This window comes from Micromonospora sp. NPDC000207 (assembly GCF_040300925.1).
In the GTDB taxonomy this organism is placed as follows: Bacteria; Actinomycetota; Actinomycetes; order Mycobacteriales; family Micromonosporaceae; genus Micromonospora.
This window is the reverse complement of record NZ_JBEPEQ010000040.1, coordinates 1-19,648: the sequence shown is the minus strand read 5'-3', so window position 1 is coordinate 19,648 and position 19,648 is coordinate 1. Positions and strand designations below refer to the sequence as shown.

The following is a 19,648-nucleotide window of genomic DNA, read 5'->3' as shown; positions in this document are numbered from 1 at the left end:
AGCCTCTGGTAACCAAAACTGCAACGCAGCCAACGTACCACGGGATCAACCGGCGCGGGGTGGATCGGCTGGACTTTCCGGCACCCCCGTGATCAGCCCGGTGAGCCCGTCGGCGTCGAGCAGGTCCGCAGGCCGGACTGTCACCCCGGAGCGTACGTAGTGGAACGCCGCTCCGACCCGCTCCACAGGCACCCCGGCCAGCTCCGCCCAGGCGAGCCGGTAGACCGCCAACTGCACCGCCACCGTCTGCGCCTCGTCCCCGGTCGGTTGTCGGCCGGTCTTCCAGTCCACCACGTCGAACCGCCCCCCGGGACGGCTGAACACCGCGTCCATCCGGCCCCGGACCACCACCCCGCCGAGCACCGTGGCGAACGGCACCTCCACCTCGGTCGGCACCCGGTCGGCCCACTCACTGGCCAGGAAACGCTCCTGCAACTCGACGAGGGCCTCGTCGGGGGCGGCCTCGGCGTCGGCGGCACCTGGCAACTCGTCCACGTCGAGCAGCCGGTCCGCCCCGAACCGCTGCTCCAGCCAGGCGTGGAAGGTCGTGCCCCGCCGGGCGTACGGGTTCGGCCGGGTGGGCATCGGGCGACGCAACGACCTGGCCAGGTCGGCCGGGTCACGACGCAACGCCACCAGTTGGGTGACCGAGAGCTGGTCGGGCAGGGCCACCTCCACCGCGTCGGCCCGGCGCAGCAGTTCGGCCCGCTCGGCCAGGAGCAGATCCACCTCCCGTCGCCACCGGTCCGCCTCCGGATCGGCCACCCCCGCGTCGCCACCCGGGCCGGCCCCTCCAGCGTCGCCACCCGACGCGGTCCTTCCCGGGTCGAGACTCGGGTCGGCCGACCCGGCACCGGTCGGCGGGCCTGCCGTCGGGGCGGGGCCGTCGGGCTCCGGTACCGCCCGCCGGTCGTCGGTGAGCAGGCGTCGCACCAGGGCTGCGGCCTCGGTCAACGCCGGCCGGCGGGCACCCAGCGGGTCGGCCGGCCACTCCGCGCGCAGCACCACCTCGGTGGTCGGGTTGACAGCGTCACCGCCCGGCTCCGGCGCCCACTCGTTGACGACGTACCCGTCCCCGCCGTCCAGGCAGGCGTCGTGCACCTCGCGCAGCAGGACCGACGGCCCCCGGGGACGCTTCGTCCCCTCCCCCCACCAGTACCCCGAGCAGAGCAGCAACCGCCGTGGTCGGGTCACCCCGACGTACGCCAGCCGACGTTCCTCCCGCTCGTCGTGCGCCCGCCAGGCATCGGCGAAGTCGGCCACCGCCCGGGCCACCCCACGCTGGTCGACGGTGTCGGCGAGGGCCAGGTCGGGCAGGCCGTCGGCGTCCCCGCGCAGCGGGAACGGCAGCACACCGAGCCCTCCCAGCCAGTGGTCGGAGTTGCGGGACGGCCCCGGCCAGCCACCCCGGGTCAGCCCGGCCACCGCCACCACGTCCCACTCCAGGCCCTTGGCGGCGTGTGCGGTGAGGACCTGCACCGCCCCCTCCACCACCTCCACCTCGCCCGGGGTCAGCCCCCGCTCGGAGTCCTCGGCAGCGGCGAGGAAGGCGAGGAACCCGGCGAGGGTCGCCCCCGGGGTCTCCCCGCTGAACCGGGCCGCCACGTCGGCGAGGGCATCCAGGTGCCCCCGGGCCAGACCGGCGTCGCCAGCGCCCTCCCGACCCGCCCGGACCGCAACCTCCACGTCCAGGCCCATGGTCCGTTCCACGTCCGCGATCAGCTCCGGCATCGTCTGGTCCAGTCGGTAGCGCAGCAGCGCCAACTCCTGGGCGTACGCGCGAAGTCGCGCGTACCCCTCCGCCGAGTACGCCTGCGCCGGACCGAGGTCGGCCAACGCCTCGACGAGCGTCGCCTCGTCGAGGACGTCGACGGTGATCTCCGGCTCCTCCCCTGCGGCGGCGTCCACCCGGGCCCCACCGGCACGGTCCGGGTGAGCGTCACCGGGGCGGTCCGTTCGGGTGTCACCGGGGTGCTCCGGGGCGCGTCTACCGGCCAGCTCACGACGGGCCACAGCGATCGCCCGGGCCCGGCGGTGCAGGGCCACCAGGTCGCGGGGGCCGATCCGCCACCGGGCACCTGTCAACAACCGCAGCAGCGCCGCACCGTCGGTGGGATCGGCGAGGACCCGCAGGGTGCACACCACGTCCCGGACCTCCGGGGTGTCCAGGAGCCCACCCAACCCGACCACCTCCACCGGCAGGCCCCGCTCGCGCAGCGCCGACTCGATGACCGGGATCTGGCTGCGCAACCGGACCAGCACGGCGGTGGTCGGACGCCGGTCCACCGGGATCTGCTCCGGCAGCGCCCCCGGCGTCCCGGCGGCCCCCCGCCAGGACGCCAACACACTGTCGGCGATCCAGTCGGCCTCCTCGGCGTACGTGTCGAGCAGGGCACAGTGCACTGTCGCGGCGGCGTAGCCCCTCGGCGTACGGTGCGGGATCGGCTCGGCCACGCTGAACGCGGCCCGCAGTTCGGGCACCCGGGCACCGGCGGCCCGCAGCGGGGTGGCCAGGGCGTTGGCCACCGCGAGGATCTCCGGGCGGTTACGCCAACTGGTGGTGAGGCCGAGCACCTGGGCCGACGTGCCGTCGGTGCGGGCGAAGTCGACGGGGAACCGGTCCAGGGTGCCGGCGCTCGCCCCCCGCCAACCGTAGATCGACTGGCAGGGGTCGCCGACCGCGGTGACCGGGTGCCCACCGCCGAAGAGCGCGTTGAGCAGCACCACCTGCGCGTGACTGGTGTCCTGGTACTCGTCGAGCAGGACCACCCGGAACCGGTCCCGTTCGACCGCCCCGACCCCCGGGTGGTCCCGGGCCACCCCGGCCGCCCGGGCCAACTGGTCGGCGAAGTCCATCGCCTCGAAGTCAGCCTTGCGGCGGCCGTACGCCCGCACCAGCGGCAGCAGCTTCAACCTGATCTGCTGGAGCTGGAGCGCCCGGCGGACGTCGGCGTAGATCCGGCCGGGGCGGGACTGCACCTCGGCGAAGAACCGACCGGTCCAGGCGGCGAGGGTGTCCGGGGAGACCAGGTGCTCGTCCAGCTCCCCGGCGAGCGCCAACACCGCGTCGGTGATGGTGCTGGGCATCCGGTTCACCTCGGACATGTCCCCGTCGTAGTTGCGGACCAGCAGGTCCACCAGCTGCCAACGGGACGCCTCGGTGAGCAGCCGGGTGGCCGGTTCGTACCCGGCGCGCAGCCCGTGCTCGGTGACGATCCGGGCGGCGTACGAGTGGTACGTCGAGATCGTCGGCTCACCGGCGAACGGGTCGTCGGCCGGGTTCCGCCCGTGCCGGCCCAACCGGCGGATCAGCTGGTCCAACCGGGTACGCACCCGGTGGGCCAGCTCACCGGCGGCCTTGCGGGTGAAGGTGAGCCCGAGGATCTGCTCCGGTCGGACGTACGAGTTGGCGACCAGCCAGACCACCCGGGCGGCCATCGTCTCGGTCTTGCCCGAACCGGCCCCGGCGACCACCAGGACCGGCTCCACCGGCGCGGAGATGATCTCCGCCTGTTCCCGGGTCGGTGCCGGGAGCCGGAGCAGCTTCGCCAGCTCGACAGGGGTGTAGCGGGGACCGGAGTCGGCCCGTCGGGGGGCCGGGGCGGTGCCGGAGTCGAAGAGCGCGGGCTGCGTCACGGGCTCCCCTCCCGGCGCGGGGGCGAGGTCGGCACTGTCACTCCTCGCGGTCACGGCGACGGGGGACCGGCGGCTCCACCACCTGGCGACCCTGACCGGAGACGGGGCAGCTGGTGCGGACCGGACAGACCCGGCACTTGGAATTGGCCACGGCGGCGAAGGTGGCCGCCGCCATCGTATCGGCGGTCCGCCTGACCAGGGCGGTCGCCCAGCCCGCCGCCGGCCCCTCCCCGGCCGGGGCCTGGCCCTGCTCCCGGGCCTCCCGACCACCGGTACCCAGCTGCACCAGCGCCGCCCCGCCGGAGGTGTCGCCGTACTCGGCGAACGCCCCCGCCTCCACCGCCGCCTGGTACGCGCCGAGCTGCGGGTGTTCGGCGACGTCAGTGGTGCTGACGGCGGTGGAGCGTCCGGTCTTCAGGTCGATCACGACGAGGCGACCGTCGGCGTCGACCTCCAGCCGGTCCACCCGGCCGGTCAGCTGCACCGGGCGGTGCGGATCGTCCAGGCGGACCGCGAACTCGTGTTCGATGGCGAGCAGGCGACGCGGGTTCCCGGCCAGCCACCGCAGCAGTTTGTCCACCATGGCCTCGGCGCGGTCCTGTTCCGGCCCGGCCATCCACCGGGCGGCCAGCTCGATGGCGTCGAACCGGGCGGTGACGTACTCCAGCAGGGCCGACCTGTCGACGCTGGCGTCCTCGGCGAGCATCGCGGCGGCGTGCACCAGGTTCCCGACGCCCTGCGCCGCGCTCGGCGACGAGCTGCCCCCGTGCCGTTCCAGGAGCCATCGCAGGCTGCACCGCAGCGCACTCTCCATGCCCGACGGGGTCACCCGCACCGGGTCGCCGTCGGCGACCAGGGGCCGGTCGTCGGAGAGCCCCCGCAGCCCCCACCAGTCGTCGGGGTGCGCGCCGGGCACCCCGGCTGCGGCGAGCCGGGCCAGTTCACCCGCCGCCGCCCGCCGCCGGGCCGACGCGGCATCGGGGTCGGTCACCGCGGTACGCAACTCGGCCACCAGCGCCGACAGGGTCAACGCCCGGGGTGGCCGTCCCACAGGCAGCACCGAGACGCGACCCGACCCCCCGGCTGCCCGGTTCGACTCGGCCGCCGTCCTCGACCCCGCCGACCCGCCCGACTCGGCGGGCTCGGTCGGCTCGACCTGCCCGGTCGCCTCGGTCGACTCGACCGCCTCGGTCGGCCCCGTCGCCTCGGTCACCCCGGTCGGCTCGGTCGGGCCCGTCGCCTCGGTCACCTCGGTCGGCTCGGTCGGGCCCGTCGCCTCGGTCACCTCGGTCGGCTCGGTCGGGCCCGTCGCCTCGGTCGGTTCGGTCGATTCGGTCGGGCCCAGTTCGTACAGGAACCGGCTGGGTTGCTCCTCGTGGTCGTCCCCACCCACCGAGGCCGAGGCGACCGCGCTGACCAGCAGCCGACGGCGGGCCCGGGTGACAGCCACGTGGAAGAGCCGACGCTCCTCGTCGAGCAGGGCCGAGGTCTGCCCGACCAGGCCGGCGACCCGACCACCGGCCTCGGCCCGACCGGCGAGCACGTCGACAAGTCGCTCCGAGCCGAGCAGGCTGCCGCGCAACCGAAGATCGGGCCAGACCCCCTCCTGCACCCCGGCGACAGCGACCAGGTCCCACTCCCCGCCCTTGGCGGCGTGCGCGGTGAGCAGTCGGACCGCCTCACCCCGGTCGGCGCTGGCGGCCAGGGTGTCCGCCGGAAGGTCCTGCCCGAGGACGTGATCGAGGAAGACCTCGGCCCGGGCACCGGGCAGCCGGTCGGTGAACCGGGCTGCGGCGTCGAAGAGCACCAGGACCGCGTCGAGGTCCCGGTCGGCGGCCTCCGCCCGCCAGCGTTGCGCGCTCTCGTGCTCCCCGGTGGCCGCCCATCCCCTGACGATCGCCCCGGCCCACCGCTCGGCCAGGCCGCTGCCGTCCCACACCGCCCAGAGCACGTCCTCGGCGGTCGCGCCGGGCTGGTCGGCGGTCTCCCGGGCGACAGCCAGCAGGCCGGCCACCGCCTGCGCCGGCTCCGCCCACCGGCGGTCGATCTCACCGATCTCCTCCGGGTCGCGCAACGCCTCGACGATCAGCTCCCCGGAGGGTCGGCGGTCACCCCGGGCCAGGGCGATGACCCGTAGCCCCTGCCGGAGCCGCCGCTCGGCCAGCGGATCGGCCCCGCCGAACGGGGAGTGCAGCAGCGCCACCGCCGACTCCTCGTCGAGCCGGTCCGGTTCGAGCGCGCAGCGCAGCAGGAGCAGCAGGGGTGCGACGGCTGGTTGCAGGTGCAGCGGCAGGTCCTCGCCGTTGACCACTGCCGGCACCCCGGCCGCGTGCAGTGCCCGTTGCAGGTGGGGAAGCTGTCGGGCCGTGGAACGCACCAGCACCGCCATCCGGGACCAGGGCACCCCGTCCATCAGGTGTGCCGTCCGTAGGGCGTGGGCCAGCCAGGCCGCCTCGCTGGTGGCGGAACGGAACGTCCGTACCGTCACCGACCCGCTCTCCGCGTCCGGCAGCGGGGTCAGGTGACGGTGCGCGGAGGGGCCGCGAAGCCGACGACCCAGTCGCCCGGTGACTGCCAACAACCGGGACCCCGCCCGGTACGACGTGCCGAGCACGACCTTCGCCGCCGGGGCACCCGACCAGGTCCGGAACCGGTGCCCGAAGGCGTTCACCACCTGCGGATCCGCGCCCCGGAACGCGTACGTCGAGGAGTCCGGGTCGCCGAAGGCGACGAGTGTCTTCCCTCCACCGGCGATCACCTCCAGCAGGTCCACCTGGGCGGGGTCGGTGTCTGCCAACTCGTCGACGTACACGTACGCCAGGCGGCGGCGCTCGGCGGCGAGCAGGTCCGGATCGTCGAGCAGTAGTCCCCGGGCCGCCCGGACCAGTTCGGCCGGGTCGTAACCGACCGAACCACGGTTGGCGACGTCTCGCAGGGCGAGCACGGCGACGTACTCCCGGAGGAACCGGGCGGCGGCCGACCAGTCGGAGCGGCCGAGTCGCTCACCCAGGCGGGCCAGCTCGACCGGGCCCACCCCGCGCTCGGCGGCCCGCATCAGCAGGTCGCGCAGTTGGGCCGCGAAGGCCCGGGTACGCAGCGCCGGGCGGAGGTCCTCCGGCCACCCCACCGGGTCGTCCTCGCCCTCCACGCCCACCACGTCGAGCAGCTCGCGGATGATCAGATCCTGCTCGGGGCCGGTGAGGAGCCGGGGCGACGGCTCACCCCGGTCGGTGGCGGCCCGACGCAACAACCCGAAGGCGTACGCCGCGAAGGTGCGGACCAGCGGTTCCCGGATCACCCGGTGTCCGTCGAGGGCGATCCGGGCCTCGATCTGTCGGCGCAGGTCGGTGGCCTGTCGCCGACTGAAGGTGAGCACCAGGACACGTTCCGGGTCGACGCCCTCGGCCACCCGGGCGGCGACCGCCTCGATCAGGGTGCTGGTCTTGCCGGTGCCCGGCCCGCCGACCACCAGCATCGGCCCGTCGGTGTGCCCGACGACCTCGGCCTGCACCGGGTCGGCCCGCCGACCCCCGTCCACCGACCGGTCCCGGCCCGGTGTGTCCGCGCAACCCTCGGACCCGACCGGGCCCGCCGAGTGGTCCACCTCGGTGGGCACATCCGATTCGACGGACCCGTCGGCACCCGCCGACAGCGGGCTCGGCCCACGCACCGTTTCCCGAACAGCGGCACCGGTGCGCCGCACCAGCCGATACACCTGCATCCCCTCATCCCACCACTGCCCACCGACACTCCCCCACCGACACTCCCCCACCAACTCCCACCCGCCCTCTCCCCGCCCCCCTCCCCGCACGGCCCCCGCCCCGCCCCCTCCCCGCCCCCTCCCCGCCCGGCCCCCGCCGGCCGGTGGCGTGATCAAGGGGTTTCGGTCAGATTCGATCTCCGGGGTGACGCAAACCCCTTGATCACCGGGTCGGGTCGGTGCCGATCCGGCCGCCGGAATCCGGGCGGTTGGTTCGTATGGATGGGGATTGGGCGAGGAGGTCCAGGGCTTTCTGCGGGGTGGGGGCGACGGTCAGGAGGTCCAGGCCGGCGGGTTTGAGGAAGTTCTCGGCGGTGCGGGCGGCGAGCCAGTCGAGCAGGGGACCGTAGAAGCCGTCGGTGTCCACCAGGACCATCGGCTTGGTGTGCATGGCCAGGGTCGCCGTCGTCCAGACCTCGAAGAGTTCGTCCAGCGTGCCGAGGCCGCCGGGAAGGGTCAGGAAGGCGTCCGACCGTTCGATCATGAGGATCTTGCGGGCGGCCATGCTGTCGGTGACAAGCAGTTCGTCGGAGGCCAGGTCGGCGACCTCCAGGTCCACCAGGGACTGCGGGATCACCCCGACCGTCGTACCCCCGGCGGCCCGGGCGCCCTCGGTCAGCGCACCCATCATCCCGACGGATCCACCCCCGCTGACCAGCGTGTGTCCCCGACGGGCGATCTCCGCGCCGGTCTCGGCGGCGAGGTCCAACCAGCGCTGGTCGAGAGTACGGGAGGAGGCGCAGAACACGCAGATCGCCGCCACCCGGTCAGCCCTCCGACCCGTCGGGGGCGTCGCCCCGGGCGGCGGCCTGCTGGTCGGCGGCGGTACGGGCGACGCTCTCCTGCCGGACCGCCTCCTGCTCGACGGAGAGCGCGGCCTCGGCCTCCACGATGTGGCGTACCGCCGCGTCGACGTCGTCGGTCAGGCAGATGAGGTCCAGGTCCACCGGCCCGATCTTGCCGCCGACCGCCATGGTGTCCCGCAGCCAGTCGAGCAGACCCCGCCAGTACTCGGTGCCCATCAGGACCACCGGGAACCGGGTCACCTTCCCGGTCTGGACCAGGGTGAGCGCCTCGAAGAGTTCGTCCATGGTGCCGAAGCCGCCGGGCAGGACGACGAACGCCTGGGCGTACTTGACGAACATGGTCTTGCGGGCGAAGAAGTAGCGGAAGTCGATGGCCAGGTCGACCCACTCGTTGATGCCCTGTTCGAAGGGGAGTTCGATGCCGAGGCCGACGGAGAGCCCGCCCGCCTCGCTGGCTCCCCGGTTCGCCGCCTCCATCACGCCCGGCCCACCGCCGGTGATCACCGCGTACCCGGCTCGGGCCAGGGCCGCACCGAGCGCCTCGGCGAGCCGACACTCCGGGCTGTCCGGGCTGCTCCGGGCGGAGCCGAAGACGCTGACCGCGGGCGGCAGGTCGGCGAGGGTGTCGAACCCCTCGACGAACTCGGAGAGGATGCGCAGCGCCCGCCACGCGTCCCGGGTCTTCCAGTCGCTGCGTCCCCGCGAGTCCAGCAGCCGCTGGTCGGCGGTGCTGTCCGGGATGGCACCGCGACGCAGGGTCACGGCCCCCCGGTGTCGTTCCCGTCCTGGCGCCCGTGGGGTGTCGCTGCCGTGGCTCTGACTCATGGGAGCAACCGTAATGGAGCGGCACCTTTCGGGTACGCCGACCAGCCCGTCCGTAGGAATTTCGTGATCATGGGCAACTAATTCGGTCGCGCGTACGTCTTACTATTCACATACCGGGTATGCCTGGGCGCGCTTCGGGGGAGGAGCAGAGCGTGATCAGTAACAGCGAGATGATCCGGATTCGACGACAGATGCAACGGCGGATCCAGGACGTGGTGGCCGAACGTCGGCGGACCCGCCTGGCCGAGGAGGTCACCGATCCGGTGGGCGAGGCGGCCGACCGCCCCACCGATCCGGCCAGCCTGACCCCCACCCACTGACGACCCTGGCCGGACCGGCTCAGGCCGGACCGGCCAGGGCGGTCCGTGGAACAGGAGAACGGCCGGTCAGGGCTGAGCCAGCCAGCGATGCAGAGTGGCGGCCCCGTCACGGATCTTCGACAGCTCGACGTGCTCGTCCGGGTGGTGGGCGAAGTTCGGGTCCCCCGGGCCGAAGTTCAGCGCCGGAATCCCCATGGCGGCGAACCGGGCCACGTCGGTCCAGCCCAACTTGCCGATCGGTGCCTCCCCCACCGCGTCCAGGAACTCCTTGGCCACGGCGGCCCCCAACCCCGGCCGGGCACCGGCCGCGCAGTCGGTGATCCGCAGGTCGTACCCGGAGAGCAGCTCCCGCAGGTGCGCCTCCGCCTCGGCCGGGGTCCGGTCCGGCGCGAACCGGAAGTTCACCTCGATCTCGCACAGGTCCGGGACCACGTTCCCGGCCACCCCGCCGTTGATCCGGACCGCGTTCAACCCCTCCCGGTAGTCACATCCGTCGATGGTGACCCGTCGGGACTGGTACTCCTCCAACCGACGCAGCAGCTCACCGGCGCGGTGGATGGCGTTCACCCCGTGCCAGGAGCGCGCCGAGTGGGCCCGTACGCCGGTGAGGGTCACCACCGCCCGCATGGTGCCCTGGCACCCCGCCTCGACCACCCCGTACGTTGGCTCCAGCAGCACCGCGAAGTCGGCGGTGAGCCACTCCGGGTGCGCCTCGGCGACCAGGAACAGCCCGTTGTACCGCTGCTCGATCTCCTCCGCCTCGTAGAAGAAGTACGTCACGTCGTACCTCGGCTCGGGCAGGGTGACCGCCAGGTGCAGCGCGTACGCCACCCCGGACTTCATGTCCGAGGTGCCGCAGCCGTACATCAGGTCGCCACGCATCGTGGCCGGGAAGTTGTTGTTCAGCGGCACCGTGTCCAGGTGCCCGGCGAGCACGACCCGGGAGTCCCGACCGAGGTCGGTCCGGGCCATCACGGTGTTGCCGAACCGGTGGGTGGTCAGGTGCGGCACCTTCCGCAACACCTCCTCCACGCAGTCGGCGATCACCTTCTCGTTGAGCGAAACGGACTCGATGTCGACCAGCGCGCGGGTGAGGGCCACCGGATCGGCGAGGACCTCGGGGGTAAGCGGGTTCTCCATGATTCGCACGGTACCGTCAGTTCCGGTACACGCGAGGGGTGAGCCTGCCCGCAGGCGCTCCGCCGCGTTGGAGATCACGCGCGGCAGCACGCCGCCCGGTGATCGCGGCGACGCGTCCCGCAGCCGTGACGGAGAAAGGTGAAGCAGTGACGTCCGCACAACCCGCCTGGGGTATCGGTCTGGCCACCACCACCGCCGAGGGGCAGGTGCTCGACACCTGGTACCCGACCGGCAAGCTGGGACTGGGGGACCTGCCACTGGTTCCCGGCGAGGAGCAGGCCGACGTCCTCGACCTGCCGCCGGGCGCGATCGGCGACCGGGCGCTGCCCGGTCTGCGTACCGTCGAGGTGGTCACCGTGATCGGCTCCCTGGCCGATCCGGTCGCCGACGCCTCCGACGCGTACCTTCGGTTGCACCTGCTCTCCCACCGCCTGGTCCGGCCCAACGAGATCAACCTCGACGGGATCTTCGGCAAGCTGGCGAACGTCGCCTGGACCTCGGCCGGGCCGTGCCCGCCGGAGCGGGTTGACGAGCTGCGGGTGATCGAGCGGACCGCCGGCCGCCACCTGGCCGTGTACGGGGTGGACAAGTTCCCCCGGATGACCGACTACGTGGTCCCCTCCGGCGTACGGATCGCCGACGCCGACCGGGTCCGCCTCGGCGCGCACCTGTCCGCCGGCACCACCGTCATGCACGAGGGCTTCGTCAACTTCAACGGCGGCACGCTCGGCACCTCGATGGTCGAGGGTCGCATCGCGCAGGGCGTGGTGGTCGGGGACGGCTCCGACATCGGCGGCGGCGCCTCGATCATGGGGACCCTCTCCGGTGGCGGCACCGACCGGGTCCGCATCGGTGAGCGGAGCCTGATCGGCGCCAACGCCGGGGTGGGGATCTCCCTGGGTGACGACTGTGTGGTGGAGGCCGGGTGCTACATCACCGCCCCCTCCAAGATCACCCTCCCGGACGGCGCGGTCGTCAAGGCCAAGCAGCTCTCCGGGGTGGACGGGCTGCTGTTCTGGCGCAACTCGGTGACTGGCGCGCTGGAGGCGAAGCCGCGTACCGGCCAGGGCGTGGCGCTCAACGCCGCGCTGCACGCCAACGACTGACGTACCGACCGACGGACCCGGCGGCGACCGCCGGGTCCGTCGGTGCGTCAACGGCTCACCGCAGGCGGTACGCCCCGATCGTCTCCTGGGTCAGGGTGTTGCCGGCGGCGTCGCGGACCGTGGCCCGCAGCGACGCGTGTCCCTTCCCGGCCGGGTGCCGGGCGGCGGCCACCCACCGGTCGCCGACCTGCTGGACCTGGGACCGCCGCCAGGTCTGCCCCTCGTCGTACGACACCTCCACCGTCACCGCCTTCACCTCGGCGGTGCTCCCCTGACGTTGGATGTCGAACGGGATCAGGAACCGCTGCCCGGCCGGGGCGCTGTTGTCCGGGCGTAGCTCCGGGGTGAACCGGACCGCCATGGCCGGCACCGGGACGAAATCCGTGTCGGGGACGTGCCGGGACCGGAACGTCCAGGTCGCCTCGATCCGGCTGGCCAGGTCGGTGAAGCTCCGCTCGGCGGTGACCTCGACCCGGTACTTCGCCCCGCCGGGCGGGACCTCGAACTCGCCGAAGCCCGTGTAGTCGGTCTCCCCGACCAGTTCCCCGTCGCGGTAGAGCGCGGTCCGCCCCCGGTCGCTGATCGAGGCCCCGTAGTGCCCGGCCTGGTCGTCGTAGAGCGGCGCGGAGACGAGAATGGTGTCCCCGAACCGCCCGACGATCGGCCACCTCGCGTTCACCGACGGCCCGTACGGTGCGACGTTCCAGGTGTCCCGGTAGGTCTTACCGGCCCGGTACGCCTTCGGGTCGGCGTCGAGTGCGGTGTAGAAGTCCAGCCAGTCCTCCTCCGTGCGCTTGCCGGAGTAGAGCGAGCTCTGCCAGTGGACGTTCTTCGTGTTGTGCCACTCGACCCGCTGCCCGGGGACCGCGGTGGGTAGCACTGCCGCCGACGAGCCGGTGTCGTGCTTCGGGAACCGGGGGAAGACCGTCCGTTCGAACTCCAGCCCCGGGGTGGGACCCCGGAACTGGTGGACGGCCTTGGCCAGGTCCTGCCGCCGGAAGTCCTTGACGTACCCGGTCGGGAACCGGCCGGGTAGGGCCTCGGCAACCGCGTACAGGTAGGGGGTGCTCGGCACGCCGGGTTTGATCCACTGGCTGCTCACCGAACCGACGAACTGCTCGGCCGAGCCCCGCCGACCCACCTGGGCGCTGTACAGCCCGGCGAACTCGTCGGCCCAGAGGCTGAAGCCGTACCCACCGTCCTCGTCGACGGCGAACTCGGCGCTGAGGTCGATCAGGGCGGGCACCGCCGAGGGCTCCGGGACCGAGGTGTGGACCGGCCGGGCACTGCGGGCGTCGGCGGTCACCGTCGTCGGCTTGGTGACAGTCACCTCCGGCCACGCCAGGGCGGAGATCCTCTCCACCTCCTCGCCCTCACGCTCCAGGACGTACGCGACCAGCCCGTACCGGCCCTTCGGGAGCCGGTACACACCCTCGCCGGCCTCCGTCAAGCTCCAGTTGTCCAGCCCGACCAGGTAGGCCACCGCCTCGGCGGCCGCGGCCCCGGTGGAGTCCAGGTACCGGAAGGTCACCGGGTAGCTCTCCACCTCGCGGTGCACGGCGATCGGGGTGACCGCCCGTACCTCGCCGGAGGTGGCGACGATCCGCCCGGTGTAGTAGCCGTCCGGCCCGTCGACGCTGGTGTCGACGGTGACTGACGCCGACGCCTCCCCGCCCGCCGGTACCGTCACCTGCTGCGCCCCGAGGGTGAACACCCCGGCCGGAGCCGGTTCCCCGTCGGGGTCGGTGGCGGTCAACGTCAGGTCGAGGGTGAGCGGAGTGGTGCCGCCGTTGCGCCAGGTCACGGTCTTGACGATCGGCTCGTCGTCGTCGTGCGGCCACTGCGTCCGGCCGAAGGACACCCCGCCCGGCTCGCTGGTGAGGAGCTGGTCGACGGCGCGCGCCGCGTCGACCCGACCGGCCCCCTGCTGGTACGCGGTCAGCTCCGGATTGGGCTCGGCCGAGGCGGTGACGGCCGCCTTGAGCTGACCGGCCTGCCAGTCGGGGTGCCGCTGGGCGAGCAACGCCACAGTACCGGCCACGTGCGGGGTGGCCATCGAGGTTCCGGAGGCCGACACGTAACCCTCGCCGACCACCTCTCCCATCGTGGTGCCGCTCGCCCGGGCGGCGACGATGTCCACCCCGGGGGCGGTCACGTCCGGCTTGAGGGCGTCGTCGCCGACCCGGGGGCCCCGGCTGGAGAAGTCGGCGAGGTCGTCGTCGCGGTCCACAGCGCCGACGGTGAGGGCCGAGTCCGCCGATCCGGGTGAGCCGACCGAGCCGTCGCTGCCGTCGTTGCCCGCAGCGATCACGAAGAGCGTCCCGGTGCTCGCGGTCAGGGTCTCGACCGCCTCCTCCAACGGGTCGATCTCCGGGGTGTCCCAGCCGCCGAGGCTCAGGTTGACCACTGTGGCGCGCTTCTCCTGCGCGGCCCACTGCATCCCGGCCAGGATCGCCGACTCGGTGCAGGAGTTGGTCTCGCAGACCTTGCCGCTGATCAGGGTCGCGTCCGGGGCAACTCCCCGGTTGCGCCCGTCGGAGGCCGCCCCGCTGCCGGCGATGGTAGAGGCGACGTGGGTCCCGTGCCCCACCTCGTCGCCCGGCTCGGACACCTCGGTGAAGTTGCGGCTGTCGGCGACCCGACCGACGAGGTCGGGGTGCTCGACGTCGACCCCGGTGTCCAGGACGGCCACCGTGACGCCGCGTCCGGTCCACCCGGCCCGGTGAGCGGCGGGAGCCCCGATCTGCGGCACGCTGTGTTCGAGGGTGAGCTGCCGCCGACCGTCCAGCCAGATCCGACCGACACCCCCCGCCGTGTCGGTACGGGCAGCGACCGAGCCGGTGGTGACGGCCGTCCAGACCGCCTGCGCCCGGTCCTTGCGTGCGCTGACGGCGGCACCCCCGATGACAGGCAGGTCCCGGGTGACCCGGGCCCCGCCGAGGTCGACGCCGCCACGCCGCTGACCGGCCTGCGACCGGTATCCGACGAGCAACGGCAGGTCACCCCGGTGGGCGTCGTCGAGGCCGGCCTCGATCAGCCCGGTGACGTCGAACAGTCGCCGGTCCACCTTCCCGGACCTGACCAGCGGCAGGGCGTCGGACGGCAGGACCGTCACGTTCCCCCTGTCCCGCTGGACCAGGAACCGTATCCCGGACCGGTCCTGTCCCCGGCGGACGCTGAGCCCGCCGGTCGCGTCCACAGTGATCCGGTCCCCGGTGATCAGGGTGACGGTGGCCGCCCCGGGCTGGTTGGGCTGCTCCGGTGGGGTGGCGACGGTCGCCGCCGGGCCGACCGTCAGTCGCGCGGGAGCTGCTGACGCCGCCGCCGGAACCCCCACCACCAGAGCGAGTACGAGACCGAACGCTGATGTTCTTCTACCTCGGTGCAACGGTTTCCCTCCTGACGCATCGTCACTGACGGAACTCGCATCGACACGAGTCAGAATTTCATGACGGACAGCCAACAAAGAAGGCCGGAGCGTGACGAACTCAGCACAAAGTGGAGTCGGGCGGTCCGCGATCCCCAGTGACCTCCACAGCGGAGGGCTCCACCCCCTGGGCCACCCGCCACCCCGCTGAGCTGCAACAAAGCACCCGATCGGGGGTGGCAGACCCCCGGAAATGAGAGCACTCTGGGTAGTGACTCCTTCACTGGAGGGTGTGATGGCCGGTCGAGTTCTCGAACTTCGCGTCCACGGAGTGTCAAACACTCCGCCGGACCAGATCCTCGGTCTGCGTCCGGAGCCCGGCGGTGACGGGCCACGACCGTGGCTGGTCGCCGGAAGCGAGACCACCGGCTTCTACCGGCCCACCCCGTTCCGGGACGGGGCACCGCTCACAGTCGAGGCGTACAGCTGGGGGCAGCTGACCTCCGGAGCGCGGACCGCGCGCGACATCTACCGGGCCCTGTGGACGCTGCTCCTCCCCTTTGCCCTGGCCAACGTGGCCCTGCACGCCCGGCCCGGAATCCCCCCGGACCCGGACCGGGAACGCTGGGGCAGCCGCTCGGGCCTCGCCGCCTGGCTGATCCGGCTCTTCTGTCTGAGCATGACCGCGGCCCTCTCCCTGGCCGCCACCGGAGTCGGCGTCGACCTGATCGGCTGGCAGTGCGTCGACGAGGCCTGCCTGAGCCGGATCCCCGGGCCGTGGGAGTTCCTCGGGCAGGGCTGGTGGCAGTCGGGTTCCCGACCGCTCGCCGTCGGTCTGCTGGTCCCGCTCGGCCTGATGGCCTTCCTCTGGCTGCTCAGCTGGCGCACCTACCAGTACGAGGCGGAGATGCCGGCTCGACCCGCCACCTCCGCCTCGCAGGGTCCCGACGCCGACCCGGACGACCCGGCCGAGACCGACCCGACCGACCTGACCGACGACGGCCTCGACCCCCGCACCGACGGGTTCGACGACGACGGCGTGGGCTCGGCCGGCTCCGCCGCCTGCCCACCGGAGAGCCCGTTGCAGGACCGGACCTTCTGGGGTGGTGAGGGACAGCTGCGACGCTCGGCGGTGCTGCACCTGTGCGTCGGAACGGTGGCCGCCGCCGCGGTGCCGCTGGGCGTGGTGATGGCCCTGGACCCGCCCCGAGCGGCACGGGCCCTCGTCGCCTGGACCACCGTGACGTTCTTCGTCGCCGTCCTGGTCATCGCCGTGGTGGCGCTCGGTCGGCCCTGGCTGAGCCGCCGCGCCGGGGCCACCCCGCTCGGCCGGTGGAGCCTCGCGGTCCTCGCGCTGACCGGTCTCGGACTCGCCGGTACGGTGCTGTTCCTGCTCCTGCCGAGCGGAACCGACGGGGACCAGTTGTCCACGCTCCGCCCCCCGGTCGGCTGCGCCGACGACCCCGGCCTGCCCGGGTGTGCGAGGGACTGCTCGCTGCCCTGGTACGACTGGATCCTCGCCTGGTTCGGCACCGGACAGGTGCTGCTCCTGATCGCCATCGGCGCTATCACCCGGGCCGGTCGCCGAGCGCTGGTACCGCCGGTCGCGGCGACGCTCCTGATCACGGCCGCAGGGATCTGGATCGCCGGTGGGCTGCCCGGGGTCCCCCCGGCCCCCGCCGGGTTGGCCGTCTGGACCCTCGTCGTCCCCGCCTGCCTGCTCGCCGGCGTCGGCCTGGTGCTGCCCCGTACCCGATCCGCTGCCCCGGCCCGGCCGCTCGCCGCCCACTCGGACGTCTCCTGGGGCGGACGCGGCCCCGCCGTCCTCGCCGGCTTCGGCTGGCTGCTGCTCGTCGCGTACTGCGCGGGGGCGCTCTACTGGGCCACCGACCGACTCAACAACGGCGCGACCCCCAGCGGGGAGTCCGCCATCACCCCGCCCATCCCGGTGATGTGGGCCGGGCTGGCGTTCATGACGGCCCTGTTGATGGTGCTGGTCACCATCGCCAACGCATTGGTGATCTTCGTTCGACTCCGCCGCCGGGAGTACGCCCGCCTGGCTCCCCCCGGGAACCGGCTCTCCGCCCACGAGCTGCGGCGCAGCCGCGACGTCAGCACCTACCGGGCCCTGCACCGGCTGGTCGGGGAGGAGGTGCTCGGGCTCATCGGCCGGTACGGGGTGATGTCCGCGCTGATCGCCGTCCTCGCCTGCGCCGCCGCCCTGTCCCACGAGCGTCCCCACCCGATGACGGTGACCGGCTGGCACGTCGCGGTGAAGGTGGTCGCCGACGTCGGGGACTCCCTCCTCGGTTGGCTCCCCGCCGCCACCGCCGCCCTCGGGCTGCTGGTGTACCGCAACGAGACGGTCCGCCGCACCGTCGGCGTGATCTGGGACGTCGCCACCTTCTGGCCCCGGGGCGCGCACCCCCTCGCCCCGCCCTGCTACGCCGAACGGGCGGTACCCGAGTTGCAGACCCGGATGGCCGGTCTGCTCGCCCTGCCCCAGCACGACCCGCGTCGGATCGACGGGATCATCCTCTCCGGGCACAGCCAGGGCACCGTCATCTGCGCCGCCGTCCTGCTGCAACTCCCGGCCAGCTGCCGGGCCCGGATCTGGTTCTTCTCCTACGGCTGCCAGTTCACCCGGCTCTACGGACGGGTCTTCCCCTCGTACTTCGGCCCCGAGCAGTTGCCGCTGCTCACCAAGCCGCTGTGCCGACCGGCCGGGTGGACCAACTTCTGGCGGGCCACCGACCCCCTCGGCTGGGCCGTCGCCGCCGGTGGCCGGGACCTGCCGGTACGCGACCCGGAAGCGTTGTACCCCAGCGACGGGGAGGTACGGGACCCCCCGATCCGCAGCCACAGCGGCTACCCCGAGTCACCGGAGTTCGGTGTGGAACGGGCCCGGGTCGCCCGGCTGCTCCGCCGGGACATCCCGTCACCCCGGCAGCGGATCGGCTAACCGCACCACCAGATCGGCCCGGTCGGCGGTCTGGCCGATCCGCCGGGCGTTGATCTCGTCGCTGCCCGTCGCCCGGCCCCGGGCCTCCTGCGGGGTACGGCCGTACGCCTCGTGCCGGGCGATCAGTCGACGCATCCGCAGCTCCGCGTCGACGTCGAGGAACCACGCCTCGTGCAGCAGGGTGCGTACCTCGTCCCAGGGCGGGTCCGGCAACAACAGGTAGTTGCCCTCGACCACCACCAGCCGGACCGAGGGTGGCACCTCGATCGCCCCGGCGATCGGCTCCTCCAGGTCCCGCCGGAACTCCGGGCTATAGACGGAGGTGGGTTCCAGCCGACGCACCCGGCGCAGCAGCGAGACGAAGCCGTTGGCGTCGAAGGTGTCCGGCGCACCCTTGCGGTCGGCCCGCCCCAGCCGGACCAGCTCGGCCTGGGCCAGGTGGAACCCGTCCAGCGGCACCAGTCGGGCGGTCGGCCCGACCTCGACCACCAGCCGCTCCCCCAGGGTGGACTTACCCGCCCCGGGGGGCCCGGCGATGCCGAGCAGTTGACGGGGCCCGGTCTCGGCGAGCCGCTTCGCCCGGGCCACCAACCCGTCGAGGGTGAAGTGTCGGACGACAGTCGTCACGCGAGAACCGGATCACTGATCGTGAACCGTGCCTCGACGCTGGCCTGCACCGACTGCGCCTGGGGGTCGAGATCCAGCTCCGGCCGCCCCTCCTGGGCCATCCCACCGGTGGCGTACGCCATCCTCATCATCGGCTGGGTGCCCATCCCGGTGTCGGCCAGCTCGATCAGGGCGGTCACCTGGGCACCGAGCGCCTCGGCGTACTCCCGGGCGCGGGCGACCGCGTCGGCGATGGCGGCCCGCCGCGCCTCCCGGTGCGCCGGACTGTCCGGCCGCAGCGCCCACCAGGGCCCGGCGACCTCGACCTGGTCCTGGTCGGCGAGGCGGAGCATCACCTCGCCCAGGGCGGTGAAGTCGGTGACGGTGACGGTGGTGGTCACGCTTCCGTGGTAGGCAACCACCCGCTCACCGGAGCGCTTCGTCTCCGGGCGGACCTGAAGGTCACCGGTCTCCCGCCGCTCGACCACCGGGCCGTACGACTCAAGCAGCACCCGGATGGCCGCGGCCCGCTCGGCGAGCCGGGTGAGCGTCGCCTCCCGGTCCTTGTCCCGCGCCATCGCGGTGACCCGGAAACGGGCGACTTCGGGCTCCACCTCGCGGTACGCCTCGCCGCGCACAGACACCACCGGTCCATCCACCATCGGACCATCCTATAAGGAAGGGCCGATGCCCGAGCCCGAAATGCTCTCGGCTCCCGGGGTGGAGCCTTCCGGAAGACGGCAGGTGTAGTGGACCTCGTCGTCGACGACCAGGCACCCGGTCAGGTGGCCGCCCCGCTCACCGAGCCCCAGCAGGTACGCCAGTTCGGCGTCGGCGGCGGTGAGGGGGAACCGGCGCTCCTCGGCCCGTACGGTCCGGCCGGTCAGGGCGGTACGGGCGGACTCGGCCCCCCGCAGGAGCCCGACCAGGCGGGTCGGATCGGCGGCGTCCAGGGCGGTGGCCAGCCGGTCGAGGTGGGCCCGTACCTCGCCCAACTGGCGCAGCGCCTGCTCCCGGTTGGCGAGCAGCATGTTCGCCGTCCGGGCGGGCGGACTGCCGGCGACCCTGGTCCCGTCGCGGAAACTCCCGGCGGCCAGGCCGAGGACCGCGTCGCAGAGGT

General features: G+C 73.2%; 12 protein-coding genes. 3 read left to right on the top strand and 9 right to left on the bottom strand.

Annotated features, from left to right (window positions below):
* Positions 1–45: 45 nt before the first annotated feature.
* The 4 genes from ABT336_RS12545 to ABT336_RS12530 form a co-directional block, all read right to left on the bottom strand.
* The gene (locus tag ABT336_RS12545) at positions 46–3,636 is read right to left on the bottom strand and encodes an ATP-dependent helicase (protein WP_350896661.1); all 3,591 of its coding nucleotides are present in this window, start codon (positions 3,634–3,636) and stop codon (positions 46–48) included.
* A gap of 37 nt (positions 3,637–3,673) precedes the next feature.
* Positions 3,674–7,357 carry an ATP-dependent helicase gene (locus tag ABT336_RS12540; protein ID WP_350896659.1) on the bottom strand — a complete coding sequence of 1,228 codons (3,684 nt, stop codon included), beginning with the start codon at positions 7,355–7,357 and terminating at the stop codon, positions 3,674–3,676.
* Positions 7,358–7,559: 202 nt separating this feature from the next.
* Positions 7,560–8,159, bottom strand: a complete 600-nt coding sequence (locus tag ABT336_RS12535; protein ID WP_350896658.1) for an LOG family protein — start codon at positions 8,157–8,159, stop codon at positions 7,560–7,562.
* Positions 8,160–8,163: 4 nt separating this feature from the next.
* Positions 8,164–9,027, bottom strand: a complete 864-nt coding sequence (locus tag ABT336_RS12530) for an LOG family protein (RefSeq protein ID WP_350896657.1) — start codon at positions 9,025–9,027, stop codon at positions 8,164–8,166.
* Positions 9,028–9,179: 152 nt separating this feature from the next.
* Here ABT336_RS12530 and ABT336_RS12525 point away from each other — a divergent pair, with 152 nt between their 5' ends.
* Positions 9,180–9,347, top strand: a complete 168-nt coding sequence (locus tag ABT336_RS12525; RefSeq protein WP_350896656.1) for a hypothetical protein — start codon at positions 9,180–9,182, stop codon at positions 9,345–9,347.
* Positions 9,348–9,413: 66 nt separating this feature from the next.
* Here the strand turns inward: ABT336_RS12525 and dapE are convergent, their stop codons facing one another.
* Positions 9,414–10,487: a succinyl-diaminopimelate desuccinylase gene (gene dapE, locus ABT336_RS12520; protein WP_350896655.1), complete on the bottom strand. Its 1,074-nt coding sequence runs from the start codon at positions 10,485–10,487 to the stop codon at positions 9,414–9,416.
* Between the two features lie 146 nt (positions 10,488–10,633).
* On the opposite strand from dapE, the gene dapD reads away from it, so the two are divergent.
* The gene (gene dapD, locus ABT336_RS12515; RefSeq protein ID WP_350896653.1) at positions 10,634–11,593 is read left to right on the top strand and encodes a 2,3,4,5-tetrahydropyridine-2,6-dicarboxylate N-succinyltransferase; all 960 of its coding nucleotides are present in this window, start codon (positions 10,634–10,636) and stop codon (positions 11,591–11,593) included.
* Positions 11,594–11,648: 55 nt separating this feature from the next.
* Here the strand turns inward: dapD and ABT336_RS12510 are convergent, their stop codons facing one another.
* Complete coding sequence (locus ABT336_RS12510; protein ID WP_350896652.1) at positions 11,649–14,933, bottom strand: S8 family serine peptidase; 3,285 nt, start codon at positions 14,931–14,933, stop codon at positions 11,649–11,651.
* 358 nt (positions 14,934–15,291) lie between these two features.
* On the opposite strand from ABT336_RS12510, the gene ABT336_RS12505 reads away from it, so the two are divergent.
* On the top strand, positions 15,292–17,922 hold the full coding sequence (locus ABT336_RS12505; protein ID WP_350896651.1) for a hypothetical protein: 2,631 nt from the start codon (positions 15,292–15,294) through the stop codon (positions 17,920–17,922).
* Here ABT336_RS12505 and ABT336_RS12500 read toward each other — a convergent pair.
* The 3 genes from ABT336_RS12500 to ABT336_RS12490 all read right to left on the bottom strand — a co-directional run.
* A complete protein-coding gene (locus ABT336_RS12500; protein WP_350896650.1) occupies positions 17,899–18,549 on the bottom strand; it encodes a nucleoside/nucleotide kinase family protein in 651 nt (216 codons plus the stop codon). The two genes, ABT336_RS12505 and ABT336_RS12500, sit on opposite strands and share 24 nt — an antisense overlap.
* Positions 18,546–19,190: an SIMPL domain-containing protein gene (locus ABT336_RS12495; protein WP_350896649.1), complete on the bottom strand. Its 645-nt coding sequence runs from the start codon at positions 19,188–19,190 to the stop codon at positions 18,546–18,548. Before ABT336_RS12495 ends, ABT336_RS12500 begins: the two co-directional genes overlap by 4 nt.
* A 9-nt stretch (positions 19,191–19,199) precedes the next feature.
* Positions 19,200–19,648: prephenate dehydrogenase dimerization domain-containing protein (locus ABT336_RS12490; protein WP_350896647.1), on the bottom strand; the 449-nt coding region annotated here is incomplete at its 5' end.

Excerpts from the sequence above, each read along its gene's own strand:
- dapE (WP_350896655.1), bottom strand. The coding sequence starts at position 10,487 with ATGGAGAACCCGCTTACCCCCGAGGTCCTCGCCGATCCGGTGGCCCTC.
- ABT336_RS12540 (WP_350896659.1), bottom strand. The coding sequence starts at position 7,357 with ATGCAGGTGTATCGGCTGGTGCGGCGCACCGGTGCCGCTGTTCGGGAA.
- ABT336_RS12495 (WP_350896649.1), bottom strand. The coding sequence starts at position 19,190 with ATGGTGGATGGACCGGTGGTGTCTGTGCGCGGCGAGGCGTACCGCGAG.
- ABT336_RS12530 (WP_350896657.1), bottom strand. The coding sequence starts at position 9,027 with ATGAGTCAGAGCCACGGCAGCGACACCCCACGGGCGCCAGGACGGGAA.